24 protein-coding genes are annotated in these 24,824 nt (G+C 67.4%); 5 read left to right on the forward strand and 19 right to left on the reverse strand.

Going from position 1 to position 24,824, the window contains the following annotated elements:
• The first annotated feature begins 6 nt into the window (after positions 1-6).
• Positions 7-1,650: an FAD-dependent monooxygenase gene (locus tag ACR65K_RS00100; RefSeq protein WP_440150835.1), complete on the forward strand. Its 1,644-nt coding sequence runs from the start codon at positions 7-9 to the stop codon at positions 1,648-1,650.
• Positions 1,651-2,209: 559 nt separating this feature from the next.
• The gene (locus ACR65K_RS00105; protein WP_056328906.1) at positions 2,210-2,632 is read left to right on the forward strand and encodes an Hsp20/alpha crystallin family protein; all 423 of its coding nucleotides are present in this window, start codon (positions 2,210-2,212) and stop codon (positions 2,630-2,632) included.
• A gap of 196 nt (positions 2,633-2,828) precedes the next feature.
• On the opposite strand, the gene ACR65K_RS00110 is transcribed toward ACR65K_RS00105, so the two are convergent.
• From ACR65K_RS00110 to ACR65K_RS00150, 9 genes are all read right to left on the reverse strand, one after another.
• Positions 2,829-3,761: an NAD(P)H-hydrate dehydratase gene (locus ACR65K_RS00110; protein WP_440150837.1), complete on the reverse strand. Its 933-nt coding sequence runs from the start codon at positions 3,759-3,761 to the stop codon at positions 2,829-2,831.
• On the reverse strand, positions 3,730-4,557 hold the full coding sequence (locus ACR65K_RS00115; protein WP_440150838.1) for a histidine phosphatase family protein: 828 nt from the start codon (positions 4,555-4,557) through the stop codon (positions 3,730-3,732). The genes ACR65K_RS00110 and ACR65K_RS00115 overlap by 32 nt, the downstream gene beginning before the upstream one ends.
• A gap of 124 nt (positions 4,558-4,681) precedes the next feature.
• Positions 4,682-6,376 (reverse strand): alkaline phosphatase D family protein, encoded by a 1,695-nt coding sequence (locus ACR65K_RS00120; protein WP_056328912.1) that lies wholly within the window; start codon positions 6,374-6,376, stop codon positions 4,682-4,684.
• Between the two features lie 95 nt (positions 6,377-6,471).
• Positions 6,472-7,587, reverse strand: coding sequence for an LCP family protein (locus ACR65K_RS00125; protein ID WP_056328914.1), 1,116 nt, complete (start codon positions 7,585-7,587; stop codon positions 6,472-6,474).
• Positions 7,588-7,740: 153 nt separating this feature from the next.
• The gene (locus tag ACR65K_RS00130) at positions 7,741-8,436 is read right to left on the reverse strand and encodes an arsenate reductase/protein-tyrosine-phosphatase family protein (protein ID WP_440150839.1); all 696 of its coding nucleotides are present in this window, start codon (positions 8,434-8,436) and stop codon (positions 7,741-7,743) included.
• 141 nt (positions 8,437-8,577) lie between these two features.
• Entirely contained in the window at positions 8,578-9,210 is a 633-nt protein-coding gene (locus ACR65K_RS00135; protein ID WP_056328920.1) for a DUF305 domain-containing protein, read from the reverse strand.
• 55 nt (positions 9,211-9,265) lie between these two features.
• Positions 9,266-9,715, reverse strand: coding sequence for a hypothetical protein (locus tag ACR65K_RS00140; RefSeq protein WP_440150840.1), 450 nt, complete (start codon positions 9,713-9,715; stop codon positions 9,266-9,268).
• Positions 9,716-9,747: 32 nt separating this feature from the next.
• A complete protein-coding gene (locus ACR65K_RS00145) occupies positions 9,748-11,889 on the reverse strand; it encodes a heavy metal translocating P-type ATPase (protein ID WP_440150841.1) in 2,142 nt (713 codons plus the stop codon).
• A gap of 78 nt (positions 11,890-11,967) precedes the next feature.
• A complete protein-coding gene (locus tag ACR65K_RS00150) occupies positions 11,968-12,321 on the reverse strand; it encodes a heavy-metal-associated domain-containing protein (RefSeq protein WP_440150842.1) in 354 nt (117 codons plus the stop codon).
• A gap of 269 nt (positions 12,322-12,590) precedes the next feature.
• On the opposite strand from ACR65K_RS00150, the gene ACR65K_RS00155 reads away from it, so the two are divergent.
• Together ACR65K_RS00155 and nhaA are read left to right on the forward strand one after the other, a co-directional pair.
• Positions 12,591-13,271, forward strand: coding sequence for a PAS and ANTAR domain-containing protein (locus ACR65K_RS00155; protein WP_056328933.1), 681 nt, complete (start codon positions 12,591-12,593; stop codon positions 13,269-13,271).
• A gap of 86 nt (positions 13,272-13,357) precedes the next feature.
• Entirely contained in the window at positions 13,358-14,725 is a 1,368-nt protein-coding gene (gene nhaA / locus ACR65K_RS00160; RefSeq protein ID WP_440150843.1) for a Na+/H+ antiporter NhaA, read from the forward strand.
• A gap of 6 nt (positions 14,726-14,731) precedes the next feature.
• On the opposite strand, the gene ACR65K_RS00165 is transcribed toward nhaA, so the two are convergent.
• The 7 genes from ACR65K_RS00165 to ctaC all read right to left on the reverse strand — a co-directional run bounded on the left by ACR65K_RS00165 (position 14,732) and on the right by ctaC (position 22,136).
• Positions 14,732-14,992 carry a GlsB/YeaQ/YmgE family stress response membrane protein gene (locus ACR65K_RS00165; protein WP_056328938.1) on the reverse strand — a complete coding sequence of 87 codons (261 nt, stop codon included), beginning with the start codon at positions 14,990-14,992 and terminating at the stop codon, positions 14,732-14,734.
• Positions 14,993-15,120: 128 nt separating this feature from the next.
• Positions 15,121-15,351 (reverse strand): hypothetical protein, encoded by a 231-nt coding sequence (locus ACR65K_RS00170; protein ID WP_056328941.1) that lies wholly within the window; start codon positions 15,349-15,351, stop codon positions 15,121-15,123.
• 107 nt (positions 15,352-15,458) lie between these two features.
• Positions 15,459-16,616 carry an ABC transporter ATP-binding protein gene (locus ACR65K_RS00175; RefSeq protein ID WP_200946083.1) on the reverse strand — a complete coding sequence of 386 codons (1,158 nt, stop codon included), beginning with the start codon at positions 16,614-16,616 and terminating at the stop codon, positions 15,459-15,461.
• Positions 16,613-18,202, reverse strand: a complete 1,590-nt coding sequence (locus tag ACR65K_RS00180; RefSeq protein WP_200946085.1) for an ABC transporter permease — start codon at positions 18,200-18,202, stop codon at positions 16,613-16,615. Before ACR65K_RS00180 ends, ACR65K_RS00175 begins: the two co-directional genes overlap by 4 nt.
• Positions 18,203-18,206: 4 nt before the next feature.
• Positions 18,207-19,262, reverse strand: a complete 1,056-nt coding sequence (locus tag ACR65K_RS00185; RefSeq protein WP_056328947.1) for an iron ABC transporter substrate-binding protein — start codon at positions 19,260-19,262, stop codon at positions 18,207-18,209.
• A 247-nt stretch (positions 19,263-19,509) separates the two neighbouring features.
• Positions 19,510-21,264, reverse strand: a complete 1,755-nt coding sequence (gene ctaD / locus ACR65K_RS00190; RefSeq protein ID WP_440150844.1) for an aa3-type cytochrome oxidase subunit I — start codon at positions 21,262-21,264, stop codon at positions 19,510-19,512.
• A gap of 14 nt (positions 21,265-21,278) precedes the next feature.
• Complete coding sequence (gene ctaC / locus ACR65K_RS00195; RefSeq protein WP_235565037.1) at positions 21,279-22,136, reverse strand: aa3-type cytochrome oxidase subunit II; 858 nt, start codon at positions 22,134-22,136, stop codon at positions 21,279-21,281.
• Positions 22,137-22,334: 198 nt separating this feature from the next.
• Between ctaC and ACR65K_RS00200 the strand changes: the two genes are divergently transcribed.
• Entirely contained in the window at positions 22,335-23,174 is an 840-nt protein-coding gene (locus ACR65K_RS00200) for a carbon-nitrogen hydrolase family protein (protein ID WP_235565038.1), read from the forward strand.
• A 14-nt stretch (positions 23,175-23,188) separates the two neighbouring features.
• Here ACR65K_RS00200 and ACR65K_RS00205 read toward each other — a convergent pair whose 3' ends face one another.
• The 3 genes from ACR65K_RS00205 to ACR65K_RS00215 all read right to left on the reverse strand — a co-directional run bounded on the left by ACR65K_RS00205 (position 23,189) and on the right by ACR65K_RS00215 (position 24,818).
• Positions 23,189-23,677 (reverse strand): hypothetical protein, encoded by a 489-nt coding sequence (locus ACR65K_RS00205; RefSeq protein WP_056328955.1) that lies wholly within the window; start codon positions 23,675-23,677, stop codon positions 23,189-23,191.
• Between the two features lie 40 nt (positions 23,678-23,717).
• Positions 23,718-24,440: a VIT1/CCC1 transporter family protein gene (locus tag ACR65K_RS00210; RefSeq protein WP_056328957.1), complete on the reverse strand. Its 723-nt coding sequence runs from the start codon at positions 24,438-24,440 to the stop codon at positions 23,718-23,720.
• A 96-nt stretch (positions 24,441-24,536) separates the two neighbouring features.
• The gene (locus tag ACR65K_RS00215) at positions 24,537-24,818 is read right to left on the reverse strand and encodes a hypothetical protein (protein ID WP_056328959.1); all 282 of its coding nucleotides are present in this window, start codon (positions 24,816-24,818) and stop codon (positions 24,537-24,539) included.
• Positions 24,819-24,824: the final 6 nt, after the last annotated feature.

Here is a 24,824-nt window from a genome sequence, read left to right on the forward strand (position 1 = left end):
GCGGGAATGCCGGGCAGGCAGGGCACGACGGCGGACACTGACGTTTTAGTGGTGGGCGCCGGTCCTGCGGGGCTCGCCACAGCACTCCAGGCTCACGCGCACGGCGCGACGGTCAGGGTGGTGGACCGGCGCGAACACCGGGCCCGGCCTTCCCGGGCCATGATGCTGCATGCCCGGGCCCTGGAGGGGCTCCGCCCGCTGGGCGTGGCCGATGAGTTGCTGAACCGCGCCGACACCGCTCCCGAAGCACGCATCCACCTGGGCCACCGCGTCATAGAAGCCCGCATGGGCCATGCAAACCTCCCTGATACCGCCTTTCCGCACCTGACTCTGGTCCGGCAGGCCGACGTCGAGGACGTGCTCTGGCAGGCGCTGCAGGCCCGGGGCGTGCCGGTGGACTGGGGCGTGGAGTTCCGTAGCCTGGGACCGGAGCGCAGCGTGGCGGAAGGCTTGCCGTCCGGCATTGGAATGGTCCATGCGGAACTGCGCGGGGTTGGCGGCAATGCTGAACGTGACCGTTCCGGGCACCATATCTCCCGGTTCCTCGCCGGCTGTGACGGGCAGTCCAGCACAGTCCGCAGCTTCACTGGAGCCCAGTGGCGCGGCGGCCCGTACCGGGTGGAAGCGGTCCTGGCGGATGTGGAGCTGGACGGCCGCCTGGATCCCGGGCTGCTGCATGTGGCGGTGGGGAACTCGGGGTTGGCGTTCCTCTTCGCGCTGGGGGAGGGGGCCTCCTGGCGCATGCTCGCCACCAGGCCGGCGCTGCCGCAATCCACCGCCCGCTTCGGCCAGCTGGGTCCGCCCGTTCCGTCCCAGGAGGTGGCCCGCCTGCTCCGGGAGTCGGGCCTGGGCGCAGCCGTGCGGGACGTGCGGTGGTCGGCCCAGGTCCCGCTGCAACACCGCCTGGCCAGTACGTTTGGTAGCAATCCCCTCTTCCTTGCCGGCGACGCCGCCCATGCCCACTCCCCGGCCGGCGGGCAGGGCATGAACAACGGCATCCTGGACGGCCTCAACCTGGGCTGGAAGCTCGGCTTCGCCGCGACGGCGGGAAGGCCGCTGCCGGAGCTGCTGGAAACCTACGGGCAGGAGCGGCGGATTGCCGCCCGGCATGTGCTGGCGCTGACGCACATCATCTTCTTCGGCGAAGCCTCGCCGCATCCGGTGGCCCGCCTGACCCGCAGCCTCCTGCCCGCGTTCGCTCCGGTCCTGCCGCTGCTGTTCCGCCGGCAGTGGCTCACCGCCAAAGGCATCAGGCTGCTGGCCCAGCCATTCGTGCGCTACCGGACCAGTGCCATTTCCCGTGACGGCACGCCCCTCGCCGGCGGATGGCCGAGGCCCGGTGAGCGGCTGCCGGACGCCGCCGTTACAGTGAACGGGCGGGCGGCCCGCCTTCACGAGCTGACCGCGGTGCCCGGCATCCACCTGTTGCTGGAGCGAGACGCCGGCCCCGGCGCCTTGGATGAAGACCCCACCCTGCGCGCGGTGGCCGGAAGGGGTTCCTTGCTGCATGTCCACCGCCTCGACAGCCACCCCGGCCGCGCCATCGTCGCGGTCCGCCCCGACGGCTACGTCGGCTTCCGCTGCGGGGAGCCGGACGCCGCCCAGCTGCATGCCTGGCTGCGGCTGGTGGGTGCCCTCCCGCCGTCGTGATGCTCCATCACCTATCGCTCCCAAAACCGCGTTTGGGGACCGTAAGTGATGGAGCAACGGGGAGGGGGAGGGTAGTTGCCGAAGGGCCGCAGGCGTATTCTGTTCAGTTCAAGGCACATCCGCCCAGCGTGAGAAGGGAAGTTCCATGACCATCCCGCCAGTGCACGAACCCGAGCCGTTCCCGCCTGAACCTGGTCCGGAGCCAACATCGCCGGATCCCACCCAGCCGCGTCCGCCCGGCCCCCCGTCTCCCAACCCGTTCCCTGCGCCCGCGCCCCCGGGCCCATTACCCGTCCCGGATCCGGGTCCAGCACCGCTTCGCCCGGACCCAACAAGGGACTGAATGGCGGAATCACACCTTTAGAGGGGCCTTCCATCCGTGCATCCGCATGGGGCGGAAGGCCCCTTTTCCGTGTCCTGGCAGGTCCGGAAAATCTTCAAAAAACCTTGTCCAAGCCCTTGAACACCTTTTCCTGCGGTGCTAAAAAATCTATATCAGCCACTACAGATCGGCTGATACGGAAAGTGTGTTGGACCGTCTCTTACGAGGAGGGCAGCCATGTTGATGCGAACTGATCCGTTCCGCGAGCTGGACAGGCTTACCCAGCAAGTCCTCGGAACCACTGCACGCCCGGCGGCGATGCCAATGGATGCATGGCGCGAGGACCAGGAATTCGTCGTGGCCTTCGATTTGCCTGGTGTCCCGGCGGACTCGGTGGACCTGGATGTTGAACGGAACGTCCTGACGGTGCGGGCGGAGCGTCCCGATCCTGTGGGCAAGGACACCGAGCTGATTGCCGCTGAGAGGCCGCGCGGCGTCTTCAGCCGCCAGCTGATCCTTGGAGACACACTGGATACGGAGAACGTCAAGGCCAGCTACGACGCCGGCGTCCTGACGCTGCGGATCCCGGTGGCTGAAAAGGCCAAGCCGCGCAAGATCGAGATCGAGACGAAGGGGGCCAAGCAGGAAATCGCCGCTTAGTTTCAACACAGACCCGGGAGGTGGCCATCTCTGTTGACTGCCTTTTTGGGGCGAATCGCCATTCTGTGCACGCCACAGCGCCAGACAGCGCACCGGCAGCTTAGGCCCTAACCTCCCGTCACGGTGGCCCCCGGCTTCGGCCGGGGGCCATCCGTATGTCCGGCGCCCGTGCTCCCGGGCTGTGCAGGTCCCGGGGTCAGGTGCCCAATTCCAGCATCAGCGCCGGGAGTTCGTCGGCAAGTTCACGGGCCAGGAACCCCAGCGGCCCCAGCCTGCTGGCCAGCCGGTCTGCCGCGGCCGCGTGCAGATGCGTCCCCCAGCAGGCTGCCTGCGCGCCGCTGGTTCCCCGGGCCCGCAGCCCGGCGATGGCGCCCGCCAGCACGTCACCGCTGCCGGAGGTGCCCAGCCCGCCGTAGCCCGTGGTGATTTTGTACAGTTCAGCTTCGTCCGAGGCCAGCCCGGGCGGCTGGGTGATCAGCCCCTGGCAGCTGACCACGGCGTCGAACCTTTGGGAGATTTCGGCGAGGTCCTTTTCCAGGTCATCCACGTCGCGTTCCAGCAGGATCCCGGCTTCGGTGGGGTTGGGCGTAAGGATCAGCCGGCCGCGCCACGGGTCCAGCTGGTCCTCCAGCGGCACCAGCGCACCCAGCGCGTAGGCATCGAGGACGACGGCGGCGCCTTCCTTGCTGCCAGCGTCACCCCCACCCTCGCGTTTGAGAAGCGCCTCCAGCAGCTCACCGGCAAGGTCCTGGTCATCGAGGCCTGGCCCGACCAGCAGGGCGTCGGCCCGGTCCAGATAGGAGGAGATGCCCTCCAGCTCAGGCCTGACCGATCCTTGCCCGGTCTCCGGCAGTCCGATCGCACCGCATTCGGGTATTGCCACCCCCAGTTGCACTGCCACGGACTCCGCAACGGCCAGGGTCAGCTTTCCGGCGCCCGCGCGCAGGGCTGCGGTGCCGGCCAGCAGGGCGGCGCCGGGGGTGGCCCGTGCGCCACCGACCACCAGCACCGATCCGCGTGAATACTTGTCCGCCCCCGGCGCCGGCAGCGGCCACTCCCGCAGCAGCGACGGCGTCACCAGGGTGGGGCCGGAGGACTCACCGCGGCCGGACACTGGTATCTCCCGCATGCTCGGTGACGGTGACGCCCTGCTCCGCCAGGTGGTCGGCCACATTGAAGCTCTCCAGCGTCCACGGCCCAACGCCTGAGGGGCGGACGAACCGGGTCAGCGAGGCGTTGAGGATGGCCTCCGTGGCTGCCAGGTCCAGGATTTCCTTCTCGCTGAGCCCTTCCAGCACATACCGGAACAGCATGATCACGGCGTCGTGGCACACCAGCATCACCCGGTGGCCCGTGCCCAGGCCGTTCAATTCCGCCAGGACGGACCGCAGCCGCAATGCCACATCCGCCCAGGATTCGCCTCCCGGCGGCCGGTAGTACAGCTTGCCCAGCCAGTCCCGGCGCTCTGATTCCTCGGGGTAGCGGTTCTCGACACCCAGCCGGGTGAGCCGGTCCAGGATGCCGAGTTCGCGGTCGCGGAGCCTCTCATCCGTGCGGACCTGAAGCGGCCAGCCGGCTGTTTCCACCGCAATCTCAGCCGTCTGGCGGGCGCGGGCATAGGGGGAGGAGACCACGGCGTCAGGGCGGAACTCCTCAGCGATCCGGCCCAACGCAATACCCAGCGCCTTGGCCTGGTCCCTTCCGGTAGCGGACAGGTCCACGTCCGCATCGCGGGCCGGAACCTCGATGACCTCCACGCCGGCCTCACGCGCCTCGGTGGCCGCAACGTTGCCTTCGCTCTCACCATGGCGGATCAGCAGCAGTTCCACCGCCCCGGCCTCCTGGACCGCCTCCGTCAGGCCGTCGTCGTTCGAAGTACTGTCGTTCAAAAGAATCACCCCGTCCTCACCGTGCCGATATGCCATGCCGAATGCAGGAACACTACCAACGGCGTACCCAGGGGGCGCCGGAAGATAACGGACGACGGCGGCCGGGCACCATGGGTGCGCGGCCGCCGGTGGAGTAACAGTTCCGGGCGGCGACCCGGAACTACCGCTCCGGCATCAGGACCTTGGAGAACACCGTGGCTCCATTGGCGTTGCGGAGGCTGGCGGTGAAGCTGTTGTCCTCGCCCAGCTGGACGTGCCCGAAGAACTGGTTGTCGCCGTCGCGCGGGGACTCCCCGGCAAAGCGCCCGGCCTTGGAGAACACCACCTCGGGCCCGAACGTGCCGTCCATCGCGTTGGGGCCGAAGGAGCCCGCGGCGATGGGCCCGGCCACGAACTCCCAGAACGGATCGAAGTCGGTGAAGGCGGCCCGCTCCGGGGAGTAGTGGTGGGCGGCGCAGTAGTGCACGTCGGCCGTCAGCCACACAGTGTTCTTCACGCCGTTGCGCTTGAAGGCGCTCAGCACCCCGGCGATCTCCAGCTCACGGCCCAAGGGGGCGCCGGCGTCGCGGTTGGACAGGCTTTCCTGGTTCACCGGGCCATCCGGCACCACGATGCCCAGCGGCAGGTCCGCCGCGATCACCTTCCAGGTTGCCTTGGACCTGGAGACCTCGCGGATCAGCCAGTCCACCTGCTCCTGGCCCAGGATGGAGGTGGCGTAGGGCTCCAAGCCGAACGTATTGGGGGACTTGAAGGTGCGCATGTCCAGGCAGAAGATGTCCAGCTGCGGGCCACGGCTGATCTTCCGGTAGATGCGGGCGGGCTGGTACTGGCCGGCGTCGTCGAACGTTCCCGGCCGCCAGATGGCCGAGCTGTCCGCGATGGGCATGTTTTCCTGCCACGCCTGCCGGCCGCGGGCAGCCAGGGTGTTGACGTCACGCACGGTGTAGCGGGAGTCGTCGATGATTTGGCCCGGGTACCAGTTGTTGTGGGTCTCGTGGTCGTCCCATTGGGCGATCACCGGGACGTCGGCGAACATGGCCCGCATATTGGCATCCATGGAGTTGTAGCGGTGCCGTCCGCGGAACTCGGTGAGTGTTTCGGCAACCTTGGAGACCTCCTCCGTCACCAGGTTCCGCCACACCTGGCCGTCCTTTTCCGTGACGGTCTCGGCGATGGGTCCGTCGGCGTAGATGGTGTCGCCGGAGTGGATGAAGAAGTCCGGGCGGGTCTGGTGCATGGCCCGGTAGCCGCGCATCCCGCCGATCTCCTCGTTGATGCCCCACCCCTGGCCCGCGGTGTCACCGGTCCACACAAAGCTTTGCGCGGACGACGCCGGGACCTCACCTCCGCTGCTTGTCTCACCGGTGCGGCCCCTGCCGTTGGCCGTCCCGGTGTCCGGCGCCGTGCGGAAGCTGCCGCGGACCGTCTCACCGGCCGCGCCGCCGTCGTCCTCGAAGCTTATCTCCAACGCGAAGCGGGTGTTGGACGGCAGGTTGCCGGCGTGGATTTTGGCGGTGAAGTCGGACGCCTGGGTGGCCCGGGGCCCGCGCAACACACGCTCAAAGGCGCCTCGGCCGCGGAGGATTTGGCCGCCGTCGTCCACTGCGCGCAGGACCGCGGTCATCCGCCCGGTACCCGAGGCGCGGGACCATAGCACGGCCGAATCGGAGGTGACGTCGCCGGTGGCGATGCCGCTGGGCAGGGTGAGGCGGTTGCGGACCAGCGCGACGCCGGCGGGGGATTGCCCTGGCACGCTGGCCTGTGCCGCGGCGGGCACGGACGCCAGCGCGGCGGCCAGGACCGACCCCTTGACGACGGTGCGGCGTGAAACGGTGGCGCGGGAGTTCTCAGTCATGCCCTCAGGTTTCCGCCGGCGGGCACACAGATTCTGTCCCGCCGGTGAACCCCGGGTAAGCCGCTGCTGAACAGGGCGTGGCGGCCCCGCCCCCTTTACGGAACCGCGAAGTCCCCGATCCTGCCTTCCCTGAGGGCGGCTGCAACGGCGTTGATTCCGCCGTAGTCCGGGAACACCACGGACTGTCCCGCCGCCATGCCCGTTCCGGCCGTGGGGAGGGTCAGGGTGCCGATCGCGTTCACGTCCAGGTTCCGCAGGCTGTACGCAAGGACCGCGGCCTGCACGGGATCGAATCCCTTGTCCACGGTCAGGCAGCAGGAGGCGTAATCGACCAGCGAGCGGACCGCATTGACATCGTTCAGGGCGCCGCCGGCGGTAAGGCGGGCGAGGATGGCCCGGAGCATGGTCCGCTGGTTCTGCACCCGCTGGTAGTCGCCGTCAGTGAATGCGTAGCGCTCGCGGCTGAACTCCAGGGCCGCCTGCCCGTCCAGATGGTTGATTCCTTGGGTGAAGGCGTGCTGGGTCTCGATCGTGGACTGGAAGGCGAAGGGGACATTGACGTCGATGCCGCCCAGGCCGTCTGTGAGAGCCTTGAAGCCGTTAAAATCCAGCATCAAGGTGTGGTCGATGGTGATGCCCAGCAGTTGCTGCACGGTCTGGGTGGTCAGATCGATGCCGCCGTACTGCAATGCTGCGTTGATCTTGGAGCCGCCAACACCGGGAACGTCCACCCAGAGGTCGCGCATGATCGAGATGACGTAAAGGGTATGGCGGTCCGCCGGAACATGCACCACCATCAGGGAATCGGCGCGGTGGTCCGAGGCCTCGCCGGTTTCCGCGGTGTGCGCCGCCTGCTCGCGTGCATTGCCGCGGCTGTCGCTGCCGATGACCAGTACGTTCATCGGGGTGGCAGGCAGATCCGGAATCGGGGCGGGTGGCGGCGGGGGAGCAGGAGCCGGCGGGGGTGTTTCAGAGGGCGTGGGGGTGGGCGTCGGGCTGGGCGACTGGGTCTGGGTGGCCGCAGGCTGCGCCTCCTTGCTCCCGCGGCTCAGGCTGAAGACCGCCACTCCTGCGGCCACCACAAGTGCCAGCGCCACCAGGGCGGCGATCCAGCGGCGCCGGCCCAACGCCGCAAGCCAGGCCGGCCGGTGCGAACCGGCGTTCCCGGCGTTGCCGGCGCCGGATGGATCAGAACCGCCTGGGATGCTCATGACGCCTCCACCTCATTGTGTTTGGTGGGATCAGTGTGCGTCCGGCAGGCCCTGGTTGGCTACAAGGTTGTCCAAACTGTCACCTGGGACGGCGTGCCGGAACCTGGGAAGGTGTGCCCCGGGGCGCCGCCGGGCAGCGGTTACGCGGTTCCGCTACCGGGACTGGGGCACGGTCCCGGGAACCGGCGCGTTGAGCCGGGCGTGGCGCAGGATGGACACAATCGCCGGTGCCAGCTGGTCCTCCATCTCGCGGTACACCTCGGGTGCGCGGCGGTACGGGTCCACGATGTCGTTGTCCGCGGAGTCGGCGGGGAGCGAAAGGTGCCGCACCCCGGCGGCGCGGGCCGGCAAGGCGCGCCACAAGGCGGCGTTGGCAGCGAGCGCGGTTTCGTCGTCGGACCCGTTGCTGGCGGGCAGGGCGCCGGGGGAAGGTACGACGGCGGCGGGCTGGCCGCCGTCTCCGGCGGCGGTTCGCTGGGCCAGGACATCCAGCATCCGGGCAAACTCCCTGATGGTGAACGTGCGCTTGAGCAGGGAGGCATCCAGCTGCAGGACCTCGCCGCGGTGCCCCGATGTCATGGTGAGTACCAGATCCACCCCGCGGAGGATCCTGGGTGTGAGCTGCCGTGCCGCGAACCCTTCGGGGTCGCCGCCGAAAGTCCGTACGATGTCCGCGGAAATGGGCTGCATGGGTTCGCCCACCAGTGCCCGGGTGCCCGCACTGGACACGTGGAAACCACCCGGTACCGCCTGGTCGAGTCCTGCCTGCAGCAGCCGTTCAGCCACGGGGGAGCGGCAGATGTTGCCGGTGCAGACGGTGAGGATTCGTACTGGCGCGGAAGTGTCCAAGGAGATTTCTCTTTTCCCAGCTGGTGACGGATCCGTTCGGACCCGTGCCTTTCAACTTAACACGCGACGGCGCGGCGGCGGCTTCCAGAGCTGGGTGCCGCCGCCGCGCCGTGTGCATGCTCGGGCCGGCAGGCGTGCCGGTTAGAGCGTGGTCAGCAGCTGCTTCATCTGCGTGATTTCCGCCTGCTGCGCGTCCACGATGTCGTGGCCCAGCTTCACGGCGTCGGGGAATTTGCCGGCGCTGATTTCCTGCTGTGCCATGTCGATGGCGCCCTCATGGTGGCCGATCATCTGCTCGAGGAACAGCCGGGCGGCCTCGGTGCCGGTGGCGGACTTCAGCTTGTCGATGCCGGCGTCGTCCACCATGCCGGTCATGCCGTGTCCGGAGTGGTCGCTCATCATGGTGGGCACATTCCAGCCCTTGAGCCAGCCGGTCATCTGCTCGATCTCCGGTGCCTGGGCCGCCTTGATCTTGGTGGCCAGGTCGGTCACCTCTGCGGGCATGCCGGGTTTGGCCAGAATGATGCCGCTCATCTCCACCGCCTGGGCGTGGTGGGGGATCATCATCTGGGCAAACATGATGTCCGCCTGGTTATGGTCGGCATTCGCGCTGGGCATCATCCCGGCGCTTGGCATGGTGCTGGCCATGGGGTTGGAGCTGCCGTGGTCCATGGGCATGCTGTTGCCGGAGCCGGAATCTGCCGCGCATCCTGCGAGGCCCAGGGAGACGGCCAGGGCAGCAGCGATGGACAGGGTCTTGATAGTGGTGTTCATGGTTGTCCTTCAGGGAGGTAATGGAACTGGGCCGGGTTGTTTGGCGCAGTCCGGTTTACGTCCGGCTGATGGACAGGTCGCTGGGTGTGGGGCTGGGCGGCAGGTAAGCGTAGGCAGGGCCCGGGTTGCCGGCCGCGGGCAGCAGCGGCAGGACGGCAAGGGTTGCCTGCGGCGGGACAACGGTCACAGGGCCGCCCGGGGCCGTTGGGACACAGGGCGCCGCGGACTCCCTGGCCCCCGGGCAGGAGTCGCCGCAGGTGGCCGGTGCAAGGGCGGGCGCGTCGGTGGAAGCGGCGGTGGCAGGGTGGCCGGCATGGGAGGGATGGCCGCCCACAATGGAATGGACGACGGCGGTGGTTCCGGCCGGTGCCGCGTGGGAGGCAGCGCCGTGCGAGGCGTGGCCGGCGGTGAGCACATGCATGCCCAGCAGTCCGGCGATGACGGCCAGGGTGGCCGCCAGCAGCCACGCCCGGCGCAGGAGGTACGCCATGGTGCGGGTGGTCATGACGTTGCCTCCTTCCGGTCGGTCTGCAGTCTTCAACGTACCTCGGACGGGTTCAGTTTCAGGCGCCGCAGCAGCTGGGCGTTCAGGGCCACCACGATAGTGGACACGGACATCAGTACCGCACCGGCCGCGGGGGACAGCACCACCCCGGCGAAGGCAAGGACGCCTGCGGCCAGCGGGACGGACAGGATGTTGTAGCCGGTGGCCCACACCAGGTTCTGCCACATCTTCCGGTAGCTGGCCCGGGAGAGGTCCACCATGGACAGCACCGCCCGCGGGTCGTTCCCGGCCAGCACCACGCCGGCCGATTCCATTGCCACGTCGGTTCCGGCGCCAATGGCGATGCCCACCTCGGCGCGGGCCAGCGCGGGAGAGTCGTTCACGCCGTCGCCCACCATGGCCACCTTCATGCCCCGGCCCTGCAGCTCGGCCACTTTCTTGTCCTTGTCCGCGGGGAGGACCTCGGCGAACACCTCGTCGATGTCCAGGTCCGCTGCCACCGCCTGCGCCACCTGGTGGGCATCGCCGGTGACCATGGCCACCTTGACGCCGCGCCGCTGCAGGGCCGAGACGGCCTGCCGCGACTCCGGCCGCACCGCGTCCTCCATGCTCACGGCACCCAGGACCTTGCCGTCGTCCACCACGTGGAGCACGGCGGCTCCACGGTCCATCCAGCCCCGGGTGCTGGCGGCCAGGGTGTCGGGTTCGACGACGCCGAGCTCGCGCAGGAGCGCCGGCCCGCCCACGTGCAGCGTACGGCCGTCCACGGTGGCCCGGACGCCGCGTCCAGTCAGGGATGTGAAGTCCGTGGCCCCGGGCAGTGCCAGGTTCCGGGCCTTGGCAGCGCGGACGATGGCCCGCGCCACTGGGTGTTCGCTGTCCGACTCGACGGCGGCGGCAAGGGCCAGCACGGCGTCAGCCTGGGCGCCTTCTGTCACGGCAATGTCCTTCAGCTCCGGCTCTCCCGTGGTCAGGGTGCCGGTCTTGTCGAACAGGACCACGTCGATGGTGCGCATCCGCTCCAGCGCCATGCGGTTCTTGATCAGCACCCCGGCCCGGGCAGCCTGCTCCGTGGAAATGGCGATGACCAGGGGGATGGCCAGCCCCAGGGCGTGCGGGCAGGCGATGACCAACACGGTGACAGTGCGGGTAACGGCATCGGGAACGCTTCCCAGCAGCGTCCAGGCGATGAAGGTCAGGACACCGGCGCCGGCGGCAAAGTAGAAGAGGAATGCTGCTGCGCGGTCCGCGAGGGCCTGGGCCCGTGAAGATGACGCCTGCGCCTCTTCCACCAGCCGCTGGATTCCGGCCAGGGCGGTCTGGTCGCCCACGGCCGAGACACGTACCCGGACACTGCTGTCCGTGGCCACGGTTCCGGCCACCACCGGGTCGCCGGACCCGCGTGCCACGGTTTTGGATTCCCCGGTAATCATGGACTCATCGAACTCGGCCTGCCCGTCCACTACGGTTCCATCCGCCGGCATGCGGGCGCCGGGGCGGACCAGGACCAGGTCGCCGGGGGTGAGCTGGGACACGGGCACCGTTTCGGTGCCGCTGTCCGTAATGCGTTCGGCTTCGTCCGGCAGCAGCGCGGCCAGGGCATCCAGGGCCCCTTGCGCCGAACCCAGGGCCCGCATCTCGATCCAGTGGCCCAGGAGCATGATGGCCACCAGCAGGGCCAGCTCCCACCAGAAGTCCAGATCGAAGCCGCCGATTCCCAGGCTGGTGATCCAGGATGCGGCGAATGCCACCGAAATGGCCATGCCGATCAGCAGCATCATGCCCGGGGTGCGGTCCTTCACTTCCTGCAGGCCGCCCCTGAGGAATGGCTGGCCGCCGTAGAAGAAGATCATCGTGCCCAGGACCGGCGGGATCCAGGCGGAGCCGGGGAATTCCGGCGGCATGTAGCCCAGGAGATGGGCCATCATGGGGCTGAAGTAGACCACCGGGACGGCGAGGGCCAGCGTCAACCAGAACCGGTTCTTAAACATGGCCGTGCTGTGCCCTGCATGCTGGCCGTGGGTGTGGACAGTATGGTCGTCGTCGTGCTGGCCATGTCCGGCGTGCTCCATGTGGCCGGCACCATGCGCCGGCGGCTCGGTCAGGGTCCCGCTGGGTGGCTGGTCATGGTCGTGCGGGCCGCTGTGGTGGCGCATGTCGTGGTGGTCTTGCATTGTTCCTCCTTGGAGGCAGTCGCTGCCCGGTGATACCGGACCGGCGGAAAATGGGGGCCGCGCCGGGGCGCGGCTGCCTTATGCCAGAGCGTAACCTGCGGCGGTCACGGCCTCGCGGACGTCGGCATCGGATGCCGAACCCTTCACGGTCAGCCGGGACCGGCCGCCGGGGACCAGGTCAATGGACGCCGACGTCACGCCCGCAACCGCGGACACGGCCGTTTCCACTGACCGGACGCAGTGCCCGCAGGTCATACCCTCCACGGCGAAGTCACGCTGGAAGGAGGCGCCGGCGTCGAAATTTCCGACGGCGGACGAGGGCTGTTGTGCGGCATCCGAAGGCTGGGTGTCCGCTTGCTCAGGGGCCCCGGCAGGAGTGCAGTTGCAGCCGGAGGAAGCGAGGGGGAGCTGGGGACGGTTCCCGATGAACATGTCAGTTCCAATCCGTTGAGGTAATCAAGGAGCGCTGGGGTTGAACGGCTGTGAAGGCGGGTGCAGGCACCAGCCGGGACATACCACTTCACTGACAACAGTTCCAACATACCCCCTAGGGGTATAGAGGTCAAGGACCTGCTAGCGTACTTTGCCGGCCGGTGCCATAGGACCTATCGCACTACCTTCCGTTGCCCGGGAAGACCATACTTGGATTAGTGAGGAGAGCCCGCCCGCTGGGGGCTGGCCGTTGCGCGGGAGGTTAACCTGTGACGGAGCTCAGCGACCTTTATACGTATTCGAGTGCACTCGGGGACAGCGAAAACGATGCCGGTATCTTCCGGGTGGAGATGGGGGCTGCAGGCCCAACGTTCCATTGGTCGGACGGCATGTTCCGGCTGCATGGCTACCAGCGCGGCGAGGTCGTCCCCAGCATGGAACTGATCTTCGCCCATAAGCATCCCGATGACAGGGAGCGGTGCGAAGAGATCCTGGGGCAGGTTTCCATGACCGGCGGGTTCTTCTGCATGTACCACCGGATTGTTGATGCCCGCGGCAGGATCCGGCGCGTACTGACGTCAGGCGAGGCGATCCTGGGCGCGGATGGATCGGTGGCGGCGTTCGAAGGCGTCACGGTGGACCTCAGCCGGACGCTGCAACGTGAAACGGAACAGACGGCGCGGGAAGCAGTGGAGGGCGCCACCGCAACCCGCACGGTGATCGACCAGGCCAGGGGCATCCTGATGGGCCAGCTGAAGCTTGGCTCTGACGATGCCTTCCAGATGCTGGTAAGCACCAGCAGCCACCGCAACGTCAAGCTGGTGGTGGTGGCGGCGGAGTTGGTCCAGCTGGCCAATTCCCCGGAAGCGCGGATCTACCTGGACCGGGCCGTGCGGGCCATCTCACTGACAGGACGGGCGGACCGCACCGGAGGCCGCCGCGCCGGATAGCGGCCCATTTCCCGGTAAGATGGCTGGAGGTGCGCCGGGAAGTCTGGTCGGCATGGATTTGCCGAACCCGGATTTAAGGACACCGCATGAACTCCACCACGCCTTCGCCGACACCGCCCACGCCAAGCCGAAACAAGTTTTTCGGCTCCACCGTCTTCTCACGCGGCAGCTACGCCGAGGCGCTGCGTATTACGGAGATCCTTCGCAAGGAGACCGTGGGAGGCGCCCTCCTGGTCGCGGCTGCCGTGATCGCCCTCATCTGGGCCAACTCCCCGGCGTCGGACAGCTACTTTGCCCTGCGGGATTCCAAGGTGGGCTATGAGCCGTGGCACCTGGAACTGAGCCTGGGGGCATGGGCGGCGGACGGCCTGCTGGCCATCTTCTTCTTCCTGGTGGGCCTGGAACTCAAGCGGGAATTCGTGGCCGGCGACCTGCGGCAGATCAGCAAGTCCATCGTGCCGGTAGCCGCCGCCGTGGGCGGCGTGGTGGTCCCGGCGGTGATTTACGCCGTCGTCAACCTCGCCAGCCCGGAAACATTGCGCGGCTGGGCCATTCCCACGGCAACGGACATTGCCTTCGCCGTGGCCGTGCTGGCCATCATCGGCTCCCACCTGCCCAGCGCGCTGCGGATCTTCCTGCTGACGCTGGCCGTAGTGGATGACCTGATCGCCATCACCATCATCGCGTTCTTCTACTCCAGTGACATCCAGGCCGCACCGCTGCTCCTGGCACTCATCCCGCTGGGGATCTACACCTTGCTGGCTCAGAAGTACCGCCGCTTCTTCGGCCGCCATGCAGCCGCCGCGTGGCTGATCCTGCTGCCCCTGGGCGCCGCGACCTGGGCACTGGTGCACGCCTCCGGCATCCACGCCACCGTGGCCGGGGTGCTCCTGGGCTTCGCCATCCCCGTGATCCGGTCGCAGGCCTCGGGGGGACCCGAGGCCGGTCCCGGGCTGGCCGAGATTTTCGAACACCGGTTCCGTCCGATCTCCGCCGGCGTGGCCGTTCCCATCTTCGCGTTCTTCTCCGCCGGCGTGGCCGTTGGCGGGTGGGAAGGCCTGGGTTCGGCCTTGTCGGACCCGGTGGCGCTGGGCATCATCCTGGGCCTGGTCCTGGGCAAGCCGATCGGCATCATGGGCACCACGTGGATCCTGACCAAGGCCACCAGGGCAAGCCTGGACAGCTCCTTCAAATGGATCGATGTGTTTGGCGTTGCGCTGCTGGCAGGGATCGGGTTCACCGTCTCCCTGCTGGTGGCAGAACTCAGCTTTGGCCACGGCAGCCTGCATGATGACCACGCCAAGGTGGGCATCCTGGCCGCCTCACTGATCGCCGCGCTGCTGGCCACGGCCGTGCTGCGGACACGGAACCGGCAGTACCGCGTCGCCGAAGAGCTGGAGCGGGTGGACTCGGACCAGGACGGCGTTCCGGATGTCTACCAGGAACGCGCCTGAGCCGAACTAGCGGCGAACGGACCTGCGGCCGGCAACTGCCTCCGCAGTTCCAACCAGGAGCACCGAGGCGATGACCGCCACGATGAAGCCCAGGAAGTTCAGTTCGAAGATATTGCCTGTTCCCAGCAACGAGGCAACCACGCCGCCGATAACGGAGCCAACAAGGCCCAGCAGCAGCGTGGCCAGCAGGCCCAGGTTCTGCCTGCCCGGCTTGATGAGGCGGGCCAGCGCGCCGATAACCAGGCCCGCAATGATGAATCCAATCATGGTCTGTGCTCCTAAGTGGTGGCCGGAAGTCGCACCATTGTAAGCATGCTTACTACCGGGGGGCCACCGGCCGTCCCAGCCCACTCCGCAGAACCCAGGCGGCGCACACCCTGCCGGGCGAGGGGTGCTCAGGCCATAGCGGCCGGGCTGGCCTCCGGTGCCGGTTCCACATGGCGGATCTCCAGAGCCTCGGGGTCCAGCAGCTTGCGCGTGCCGGTCCGGGCGTCCAGGATCCAGAACAGTTCGAGGTGCGGGACGACGTCGGTCACCCGGCCCCTGTGGAAGAGCCTGCCCCTGTGCCACGCCTCGATCTGGTCCCCGATGCGGAGCTGGGCGGTGCGTACTCCTTGTGCCTCCATAATGGGCTGCCTCCTGCTGTTGTATCCCCGTAAGCACAGCTTGCCGTGAAGACGTTGCCGGAGTGTTTCCGCCCGGTGTTTTTTCTGTGTCGGGGCAGGGCCGGAGGTCAGTCCTCCATGGGGAACGCGACGGCTTCGCCCACAACCCGCAGGCACAGCTCCATGCCGGGCCGGGCGATCGAGGCGTTCCAGTGCCGGATGGTGATCACTTCGCCGCCGCCGGGATACCGGTGGTCGGCGTGCTCTGCCACTTCCTGGGGTACGTTCAGCTTCAGCCGCACCGTGGTTTCGGGGCCGAAGTAATCGGTGTCCACCACTACGCCGCGGATGGGGCCGTCCTCGGCGATGCGGATCTGTTCGGGCCGCAGCATCAGCTGCACGCGTCCCTGCGCCGGCGGCCTCCGCACCGGGATACCGCCCAGGGAGCAGGTGGCCAGAGATCCTTCCAGCCAGGCGTCCAGGATGACGGCGTCGCCCAGGAACTCTGCGGTGGCCCGGTCCGCGGGGCGGGTGTACACCACGAAGGGGTTGCCGATCTGGGCCAGCTTGCCGCCGCGCATGACGGCCACTTGGTCGGCGAAGGAGAGGGCCTCGGCCTGGTCGTGCGTGACCAGGATGGTGGTGACGCCGGCCTCGGCCAGGACCTTGGCCACGGCGCGGCGGGTGGCAACGCGGAGCCCGGCGTCCAGGGCCGAGAAGGGCTCGTCCAGGAGCATCAGCTCCGGTTCGCGTGCCAGCGCCCGGGCCAGGGCCACCCGCTGCTGCTGGCCGCCGGAGAGCTGGTGGGGCCGGCGCTTGGCCATGGCGGCATCGAGGGACACCATCTCCAGGAGTTCGGCCACGCGGGCGGCGACGGCGCGGCGGCCGCCCTCGAGCTTGGCGGCATCAAGGCCGAAGGCAACGTTCTGGCCCACCGTGAGGTGCGGGAACAGGGCACCGTCCTGGGCCACGTAGCCGATGTGCCGTTTGTGCGCGGGAAGCCAGGCGCCCTCACCGGCCACCAAGGTTCCGTTCAGGGAGATGCTCCCGGTGTCCGGGTGTTCGAATCCGGCGATCAGGCGCAGGAGGGTGGTCTTGCCGGAGCCGGACGGGCCCACGATGGCGGTGGTTCCGCCCTTTGCCACGGACAGGTTGACGCCCTTCAGGACCGCCTGCGGACCGAAGTTCTTGGTGACGTCCGTGATCTGCAGGTGGCTGTTGGTGGTTGCGGCCACGGAGGGTGCCACCCGGTGTTCGGGCAGCCGGCGGGTTGATGGTGCAGTCACTGTCCGGCTACTTTCTTGGACTGTTGGAAGAGGAGGTAGGTCATGGGGGCCGAAAGCAGGATCATCAGCAGGGCGTAGGGAGCGGCGCCCGCGTAGTCGATTTCGCTGCTCTTGCTCCAGAACTCGGTGGCCAGGGTCCTGGTGCCGTTGGGGGACAGCAGCAAGGTGGCGGTGAGTTCGTTGGCGATGGCAAGGAACACCAGGGCTGCCCCGCCCGCGGCGGCAGGGGCGGTGAGCCGCAGGGTAACGCGGATGAAGGCCAGCAGCGGGGGCTTGCCCAGTGCCTGGGCGGCCTCGTCGAGTTCCTTGGGGGCCTGGGCCAGCCCGGCCCGGAGATTCACGAGGGCCCGGGGGATGAACAGGAGCACGTACGCCGCCACCAGCAGCCCCGCGGTCTGGTATACCCCGGGCACCAGGCGGATGCTGACGGTGACGAACGCCAGGGCCACTACGATGCCCGGCATGGAGCTGGTGACGTAGTTGGACAGCTCCAGCGACTTGCTGAACCATCCGGGATGCCGGACGGCGAGGTAGGCCATGGGGAAGGCCACCACGGTGGTGGCTGCGGCGCCGGCAAGCCCGTAGCTGAAGGTGGTGAGGAGGGCGGGCAGGAACTCGGACGCGGTCCAGATGTCCGCCCCGCCGGCCAGGATCCACCGGATGACGTAGAACAGCGGGAGGCCGAACGCCAGGGCGGTCAGCGCCAGCAGGAAAAGCTGCGCGGGCCACTGGTAGGCGTGCAGCGGGAGCCGCAGGGCCTTGCCCTGGACGCCGGATCCGATGCGGGCGTAGCGGGCGGTGCCGCGGCTGCGGACCTCCGCCAGCAGCAGGAGCAGGCAGAAGAGCACCAGGACGCTGGCCAGCATGTTTCCGGCGGCGCCGTTGAACGTGGACTGGTACTGGGTCATGATCGCGGTGGTGAAGGTATCGAACCGGATCATGGCGAACGCGCCGTATTCGGCCAGCAGGTGCAGCCCCACCAGCAGCGCCCCGCCGGTCATGGCGATCCGGAGTTGGGGGAAGACCACGCGGAAGAACGTGCGCCAGGCGCCGAGCCCCAGGGCCGCGGCGGACTGCTCAATGGCCGGGTCCAGCCGGCTCAGGGTGGCGGCGGCGGGGATGTACACCAGCGGGAAATAGGACAGGGTGGAGATCAGGATGCCCGAGCCCAGGCCGCCAAGTGACGGGACGGCGGTAACCCACGCGTAGCTGTTCACGAAGGCCGGGACGGCCAGCGGAGCAGCCAGCAGCACGGCCCAGACCCGGTGGCCGCGGAGTTTGGTCCGTTCCACCAGCCACGCCCCCGCCACGCCAAGCAGCAGGCACAGCGGGATGGTGGCGGCCATCAGGAGCAGGGTGTTCAGCAGCAGCTCGCCCACGCGGGGCCGCAGGATGAGCCCGACGGCGGTGTCCCACCCGGTTGCCACCGTCATGTAGGCCACGTACCCCAGCGGGACGAGGGAGAAGAGGGCGATCAGCACAGCCAGGACGGACACCGCGGAAACGCCGAAAGGCGGGCGGGGGCTGTTGCCCCTGCCCGCCGTCGTCGTGCTCCGCCTGGCGGGAGCCGATAGATCGGTGGTCACGGAATTAGAGGAGTCCGGCCTGGGTCATCAGATCGGTGACCTTTTCGGAGTTGAGCTTGGCGGCGTCAATCTTGGGAGCCTGCAGGTCCTTGATGGGAACCAGCTTGTCGTTGGCGGGGACGTCCGAGCCAATGGCGTACTCGAAGGACGTTCCGTTCTTGAGGACTTCCTGGCCCTTCTTGCCCGTGATGAACTTCAGGAACTGCTGTGCCGCGGCCGCGTTCTTGGAGGACTTCAGCACCCCGCCGCCGGAGACGGACAGGAATGCGCCCGGGTCCTGGTTCTTGAAGTAGTACGGGGTGACGTTGCTGGAGTTCTCGCCGGTCTTGGCCTGGTCGCCGTAGTAGTAGTAGTGGTAGATCAGTGCCGCATCCACTTCACCGGCGTTGACGGCCTTCATGGCCGTGCTGTTGCCCTTGTACGCCTTGGAGTTCTCCTTCATGCCCTTCAGCCACTCCTCGGTGGCGGCCTCGCCCTTCAGTTCCAGCAGGGCGGAGACAATGGCCTGGAAGTCCGCGCCGGTGGGGGAGGCGGCCCACTTGCCCTTCCACTCCGGCTTGGCCAGGTCAAGCATGGACTTGGGCAGCTGGTCCTCGGTGACCTTGGTCTTGTTGTACACCAGGACCGTGGACCGGGCTGCGATGCCCGTCCACTTGCCGGTGGACGGAGCGAACTCGGCGGGAACCTGGGCCAGGGTGTCCTTGTCGACGTCGGCGAACAGGCCGGCGTTCTCCACCTGGGTCATGGCGGGGGAGTTTTCGGTGAGGAACACGTCCGCCGGGGACGCCTGGCCTTCCTGGATGATCTGGTTGGACAGCTCCGTGTCCGAGCCCTGGCGCATGGTCACCTTGATGCCGGTTTCGGCCGTGAAGGCGTCCACCCATTCCTTGGTGAGGCTCTCGTGCTGCGCGTTGTAGACCGTGATCTCACCCGAGCCGGCGCCGCCGGACGCGGCGGAGGAACCGTTGCCGGCGGGGGTGGCACCGCCGCAGGCGGTCAGGCCAAGAGCTGCGGTGGCGGCGAGTGCGATGCCGGCCAGCGCGCTGTTGCGGATCTTCATTGAGGCTGCTTTCGGTGGGGAAAAAGTCTGCGTGAACCTAAGTCCTGGGGCACCGGAAAACAGTGCCTATGTCAGGAAACTGTAGGGTAGGCAAACCTAAGCTCCAAGCCGGAAAGCGCTTTAAGTGACCAGGTTCACATCAATTACGAAAACATGGCGTGACCTAATTGGTAACTCCTTAAACCTTGCCCGCGGAGGGCCCACCGATGGCGTTCCGGGGCTGCGCGTCAAAAGCAGCCTGCGCGGCCTACTTGTTCGGGTTGGGGTCGCGGACGTCGTCTTCACCGATGTCCGCGGCACCCAGGACATCAGCCGCGGGGCCGTGCGCCGGCGGGTGCAGCCGGACACTCAGCTCCGGGTGGTGCAGGTCCAGGGCAGGCCGCTCGGAACGGATCCGGGGCAGGGACGTGAAGTTGTGGCGGGGCGGCGGGCAGGATGTGGCCCATTCCAGTGATGCGCCGAAGCCCCAGGGATCGTCCACGGTGACTTTCTTGCCGGCCCGCCACGTGATGTAGACGTTCCAGAAGAACGGGATGAGCGACGCTCCCAGGAGGTAGGAACCCACGGTGGAGAACTGGTTCATGAAGGTGAAGTTGTCCTCCGGCATGTAGTCCGCGTACCGGCGGGGCATGCCCAGGACGCCCAGCCAGTGCTGGATCAGGAACGTGGCATGGAAGCCCAGGAAGAGCATCCAGAAGTGGATCTTGCCCAGGCGTTCATTAAGCATGGTGCCGGTGAACTTGGGCCACCAGAAGTAGAACCCGGCGAACATGGCGAACACCACGGTGCCGAACACCACGTAGTGGAAGTGGGCCACCACGAAGTAGGTGTCCGAGACGTGGAAGTCCATGGGCGGGGAGGCCAGGATGATGCCGGTGAGGCCGCCGAAGAGGAACGTGGCCAGGAACCCCATGCTCCAGAGCATGGGCGTCTCAAAGGTCAGCGAACCGCCCCACATGGTGCCGATCCAGTTGAAGAACTTCACGCCGGTGGGCACCGCGATGAGCATGGTCATGAAGGCGAAGAACGGCAGGAATATTGCGCCCGTCACGTACATGTGGTGCGCCCATACCGTCACCGAGAGGGCCGCAATGGCGATGGTGGCGTACACGATGCCCTTGTAGCCGAACAGGGGCTTGCGGCTGAAGACCGGGAAGACCTCGGACACGATGCCGAAGAACGGCAGCGCAATGATGTACACCTCGGGGTGGCCGAAGAACCAGAACAGGTGCTGCCAGAGGATGGCACCGCCGTTGTCCGGATCGAAGATGTGGGCACCGAACTTCCGGTCCGCGCCGAGCGCGAACAGGGCTGCAGCCAGCGGCGGGAACGCCATCAGCACCAGGATGGCCGTGACCAGCGTGTTCCAGGTGAAGATGGGCATCCGCCACATGGTGAGCCCCGGGGCGCGCATGCAGATGATGGTGGTGATGAAGTTGACGGAGCCCAGGATGGTGCCGAAGCCGGACAGCGCCAGGCCGAAGACCCACAGGTCACCGCCGATGCCCGGGGTGAAGGTGGTGTTGGACAGCGGCGCGTAGGCGAACCAGCCGAACGAGGCGGCGCCCTGCGGGGTGATGAACCCGGACACCGCGATGGTGGAGCCGAACAGGAAGAACCAGAAAGCCAGCGCGTTCAGGCGGGGGAACGCCACGTCAGGGGCGCCGATCTGCAGCGGCATGATGACGTTGGCGAACCCGGCGAACAGCGGCGTGGCGAACATCAGCAGCATGATGGTGCCGTGCATGGTGAACAGCTGGTTGTACTGTTCCTTGGTCTGCAGGATCTGCATGCCGGGTTCGAACAGCTCGGCGCGGATCAGCAGGGCCATCACCCCGCCTGCGCAGAAGAACACGAAGGACGAGATCAGGTACATGTACCCGATGGTCTTGTGGTCGGTGGAAGTGATCCAGTTGACGACGATGGTGCCTTTGGAGCGCCGGACCACTGCCGGTGCCGCAGTGGCCGCGGTTCCGCCCATTCTCTGGCCTGTGGTGGTCATGTCGGTGCCCTCCTTTACTCTGCTGCTTCCGGGGCCTGCGGTGACGGGGCTGAGAGCGGCTGCCTGACGTATTCTTCGCCGAGGCTGCCGGTGTTGCCCTTGGCCTTCAGGTCGGCGATGTGGCTGTCATAATCCTGCTGGCTTACCACCCGGACCTTGAAGAGCATTTCGGAGTGGTACTCGCCGCAGAGCTCGGCACACTTGCCCATGTATTCGCCGATGCGGTTGGGGGTGATGTTGATGTAGGGGTTGTACTGTTCGTGGCCCGGGTACAGGTCGCGTTTCTGGAGGAAGTCCACCACCCAGAAGGAATGCTGCACGTCGCGGGACTGCAGGTGCAGTTCCACTTTCTTTCCCACCGGAAGGTAGAGCGTGGGCAGCCGGTCCGGGGCGCCATAGCCGCCGGTCAGGTGGGCCTGTTGTCCGGCGTCCTCGTGGACCTGCTCCTTGACGTAGTTGAAATCCCAGGACCATTGCTTGCCGAAGACGTCAATCACGACGTCCGGGTCGGGATAGCGTGCATCGATGGCCCGCTGTTCCCGGTCCGTGAAGACGAACAGGACGCCGATGACGATCAGCGGAATGGCCAGGTAGAACACTTCCAATGGAAGGTTGTAGCTCAGTTGCGCGGGGAACCCTACAGTGTTCTTCCTGCGCCGGTAGGCCACGATGACCCAGATCATCAATCCCCAGGTGATGATGCCCACTACCAGGGCGGCGATCCAGGAATTGACCCACAGGTCGGTGATCAGTGCCGTGTTGTTGGTGGTGTCGCGGGCTCCGGGCAGGAAGCCGCGGGAAACCAGATCCGAGCAGGAAGTCAGTGCGGGCAGCACCACGAGGACTGCGCCCAGCCCTGCCAGGCGCCGCATGCTGTGGTTTTTGGATGGCTTGTTACCCACGTATGGTCCCTCCGGCATGCTCCAGAAGCCCAACTGCATGAGCCCGCCACTGGCCCGGGGACCAGCGGGTTGTGTGCCTTACCCTACGCGCGGAGGATGCTGATGGGAAGGGGTTGTGCAGCGGCCGGCAAACTGCCGCCGGGCACCCCTCCGCGTGGAAGGACAGCCATGGATTCGGAGAGCATGACCATAGCGGCAGGGCAGTTCCGGGCCGGCACGGACAAAGCCAAAAATACGACGGCGGCAGGGCGGCTGATTGCGGAGGCTGCGGCCGCGGGGGCGGACCTGGTGGTCCTCCCCGAGTCCAGCCTGTACGGCACCAGCGAACCGGCCACCGCCATTGCGGCCGTTGCGGAGGACCTGGATGGTCCCTTCATCCGCAGCATCGCCGGCTTTGCGAAGGAGCACGCGATAGCGGTGGTGGTGGGGACCTACGAGAGAACGGAAACCGGCCTGCCGTACAACACCCTGGTGGCGCTGGACAGCCAAGGGAACATCCTGGGCTGCTACCGGAAGGTCCACCTCTACGATGCGTTTGGGTACCGGGAAAGCGATGGCATCTCGGCGGGCAGTGCCGAGGAACCCCTGGTGTTCAGCCTTGGCGGGTTCCGGTTTGGTGCCTTCACCTGCTACGACCTGCGTTTTCCGGAGAGCGCCCGGGCAGCCGTCGACGCCGGAGCGGACATCCTGCTGGTGCCATCCATGTGGATCCGCGGACCGGGCAAGGAGGACCACTGGTCCACGCTGGCCAGGGCGCGGGCCATCGAGAACACGGCCTACGTCCTGGCGGCCAACCAGTGCGGCCCCCTCGCCACCGGCTTTTCGGTGGCCGTGGATCCGGCCGGGGTGGTGGTGGCCAACGCGGGTGAGGAACCGGGCCTGATCGTGGCCCGGCTCAGCCGGGAACGGCTGGAGCAGGTGCGCAGGCGGGTGCCGGTACTCGCGAACCGGCGCTACGCCGTCGTACCTCTTCCGGAGCCTGCTTCACGGTCGAGGCCGCGGGGCTGAGGGCAGACGCGCGGCTAGCGCGTCCCGGCCCAGACGGACACTGCCCCGGAGTGGCCGGTCAGGATGCTTTGGTACACCAGGAACAGTCCGGCCAGGATGCCCAGCGCCGACGTGGCAGGGAGCAGCCAGCGGGATCCCAGGAGCCCGCGAAGACCCCGGAAGGCGGGCAGCCGCGTCAGGAGCGAAGGGAAAGCGGCAACGATCTGGGCGGCCACGGCCACCAGGAACAAGACGGTGACGTAGCGGAGGAAACTTCCCTGGTGGCCGTGATCCTCAATGAGCCGGGACACCCCCTTGGCCTTCTCCAGCTGTTCCCCCGCTTCGGCGGTGATCACGGACAGCGGGACCAGCAGCAGTGCCAGGACTCCCAGCGGCCAGGCCAGGTACCGCCTGCTCCGCCGCAGCAGCGCGAACACCACTGCTGCAACCCCGGCCAGCGGGGCCAGGACCACCACGCCGTGAATCAGCAGAATATGGGCCGGAAGGCCGGCAATCTCCAGCACGTGGAACTCCTGATCGGTAGCGGGTGTCTGTGGGAAAAGACTAGGCGATGCCGGTGGTGCCCAGCAGGCTTCCCACCGCGAACGTGAAGGCCATGGCCAGCGCCCCGCCCACCACCAGCCGGATGGTGGCCTTGCGCTTGGAGCTCCCGCCGATTTTGGCGCTGATGGTGCCGGTCAGTGCGAGCGCCAAAATGACGGCAACAAACGTGACCGGGATCCGTGCCTCTTCGGGCGGGAAGATGATGGCCAGCATGGGCAGCACGGCGCCGACGGTAAAGGCGATGGCGGAGGCGAAGGCTGCGTGCCAGGGGCTGACCAGTTCCTCTTCGTCAATGTTCAGTTCGGCGGAGAGGTGGGCCTTCAGGGCATCCTTTGCCGTCAGTTCCTCGGCAACTGTCCGGGCCGTGGCTTCGCTAAGTCCCTTGGCCTGGTAGATGTGGGCGAGTTCTGCCAGTTCGCCGTCGGGATCGTCCCTGAGTTCCTGGCGTTCCTTTTCGATCAGGGCCCGTTGGCTGTCACTCTGGCTGCTGACGGAAACGTATTCGCCCAGGGCCATGGACACCGCCCCGCCCACCACGGCGGCGGTGCCTGCCACCAGGATGGGGGCCAGGTCATTGGTCACGCCGGCCACGCCCACCACTGTGGCCGCCACGGAGACGATGCCGTCGTTCGCGCCGAGGACGCCGGCCCGCAGCCAGTTCAGCCGGGCTGCCACGCTGCTGTCGTGCGGTTCGTTGTGGCTCAGCTTGAGGGTTTCAGACATGCTGGCAGTAAAGCACCGTACGGATCACGGTGCCACGAAGGTTTGCATCCCCTAACAGACGGGCGGTCGCAGAGGTTGGAACAACTTTGCCTGACGTCAGCTCGGGCCGATGGGTCCCATGCCTTTCATCTGGTCGGCACACGGTGCGTGCAGCGGCGGCTTCTCTGCGATGATTTCGTTGCATGCCAGGGCCAGCAGGTCACGCTGGATGACGGGCAGGGAGATGAGGCCCTGCAGGTAGGCCTGGACCTCATACTCGCCGGCGGAACCGGTCATGCTGAAGTAGCGCAGCCAGAGTTCTCCCACCGTGATGTCAGCGGCGGTCAGGGCGTCCCTAAGCTGCCCACGCTGCTCCGGTTCATGCGGATCAAAACCCATCGCTGC

The organism is Arthrobacter sp. SAFR-179, assembly GCF_059414945.1.

Excerpts from the sequence above, each read along its gene's own strand:
- ACR65K_RS00100 (WP_440150835.1), top strand. The coding sequence starts at position 7 with ATGCCGGGCAGGCAGGGCACGACGGCGGACACTGACGTTTTAGTGGTG.
- ACR65K_RS00105 (WP_056328906.1), top strand. The coding sequence starts at position 2,210 with ATGTTGATGCGAACTGATCCGTTCCGCGAGCTGGACAGGCTTACCCAG.
- ACR65K_RS00110 (WP_440150837.1), bottom strand. The coding sequence starts at position 3,761 with ATGCGGGAGATACCAGTGTCCGGCCGCGGTGAGTCCTCCGGCCCCACC.
- ACR65K_RS00115 (WP_440150838.1), bottom strand. The coding sequence starts at position 4,557 with ATGGCATATCGGCACGGTGAGGACGGGGTGATTCTTTTGAACGACAGT.
- ACR65K_RS00120 (WP_056328912.1), bottom strand. The coding sequence starts at position 6,376 with ATGACTGAGAACTCCCGCGCCACCGTTTCACGCCGCACCGTCGTCAAG.
- ACR65K_RS00125 (WP_056328914.1), bottom strand. The coding sequence starts at position 7,587 with ATGAGCATCCCAGGCGGTTCTGATCCATCCGGCGCCGGCAACGCCGGG.
- ACR65K_RS00135 (WP_056328920.1), bottom strand. The coding sequence starts at position 9,210 with ATGAACACCACTATCAAGACCCTGTCCATCGCTGCTGCCCTGGCCGTC.
- ACR65K_RS00140 (WP_440150840.1), bottom strand. The coding sequence starts at position 9,715 with ATGACCACCCGCACCATGGCGTACCTCCTGCGCCGGGCGTGGCTGCTG.
- ACR65K_RS00145 (WP_440150841.1), bottom strand. The coding sequence starts at position 11,889 with ATGCAAGACCACCACGACATGCGCCACCACAGCGGCCCGCACGACCAT.
- ACR65K_RS00150 (WP_440150842.1), bottom strand. The coding sequence starts at position 12,321 with ATGTTCATCGGGAACCGTCCCCAGCTCCCCCTCGCTTCCTCCGGCTGC.
- nhaA (WP_440150843.1), top strand. The coding sequence starts at position 13,358 with ATGAACTCCACCACGCCTTCGCCGACACCGCCCACGCCAAGCCGAAAC.
- ACR65K_RS00165 (WP_056328938.1), bottom strand. The coding sequence starts at position 14,992 with ATGATTGGATTCATCATTGCGGGCCTGGTTATCGGCGCGCTGGCCCGC.
- ACR65K_RS00170 (WP_056328941.1), bottom strand. The coding sequence starts at position 15,351 with ATGGAGGCACAAGGAGTACGCACCGCCCAGCTCCGCATCGGGGACCAG.
- ACR65K_RS00185 (WP_056328947.1), bottom strand. The coding sequence starts at position 19,262 with ATGAAGATCCGCAACAGCGCGCTGGCCGGCATCGCACTCGCCGCCACC.
- ctaD (WP_440150844.1), bottom strand. The coding sequence starts at position 21,264 with ATGACCACCACAGGCCAGAGAATGGGCGGAACCGCGGCCACTGCGGCA.
- ctaC (WP_235565037.1), bottom strand. The coding sequence starts at position 22,136 with ATGCGGCGCCTGGCAGGGCTGGGCGCAGTCCTCGTGGTGCTGCCCGCA.
- ACR65K_RS00200 (WP_235565038.1), top strand. The coding sequence starts at position 22,335 with ATGGATTCGGAGAGCATGACCATAGCGGCAGGGCAGTTCCGGGCCGGC.
- ACR65K_RS00210 (WP_056328957.1), bottom strand. The coding sequence starts at position 24,440 with ATGTCTGAAACCCTCAAGCTGAGCCACAACGAACCGCACGACAGCAGC.
- ACR65K_RS00215 (WP_056328959.1), bottom strand. The coding sequence starts at position 24,818 with ATGGGTTTTGATCCGCATGAACCGGAGCAGCGTGGGCAGCTTAGGGAC.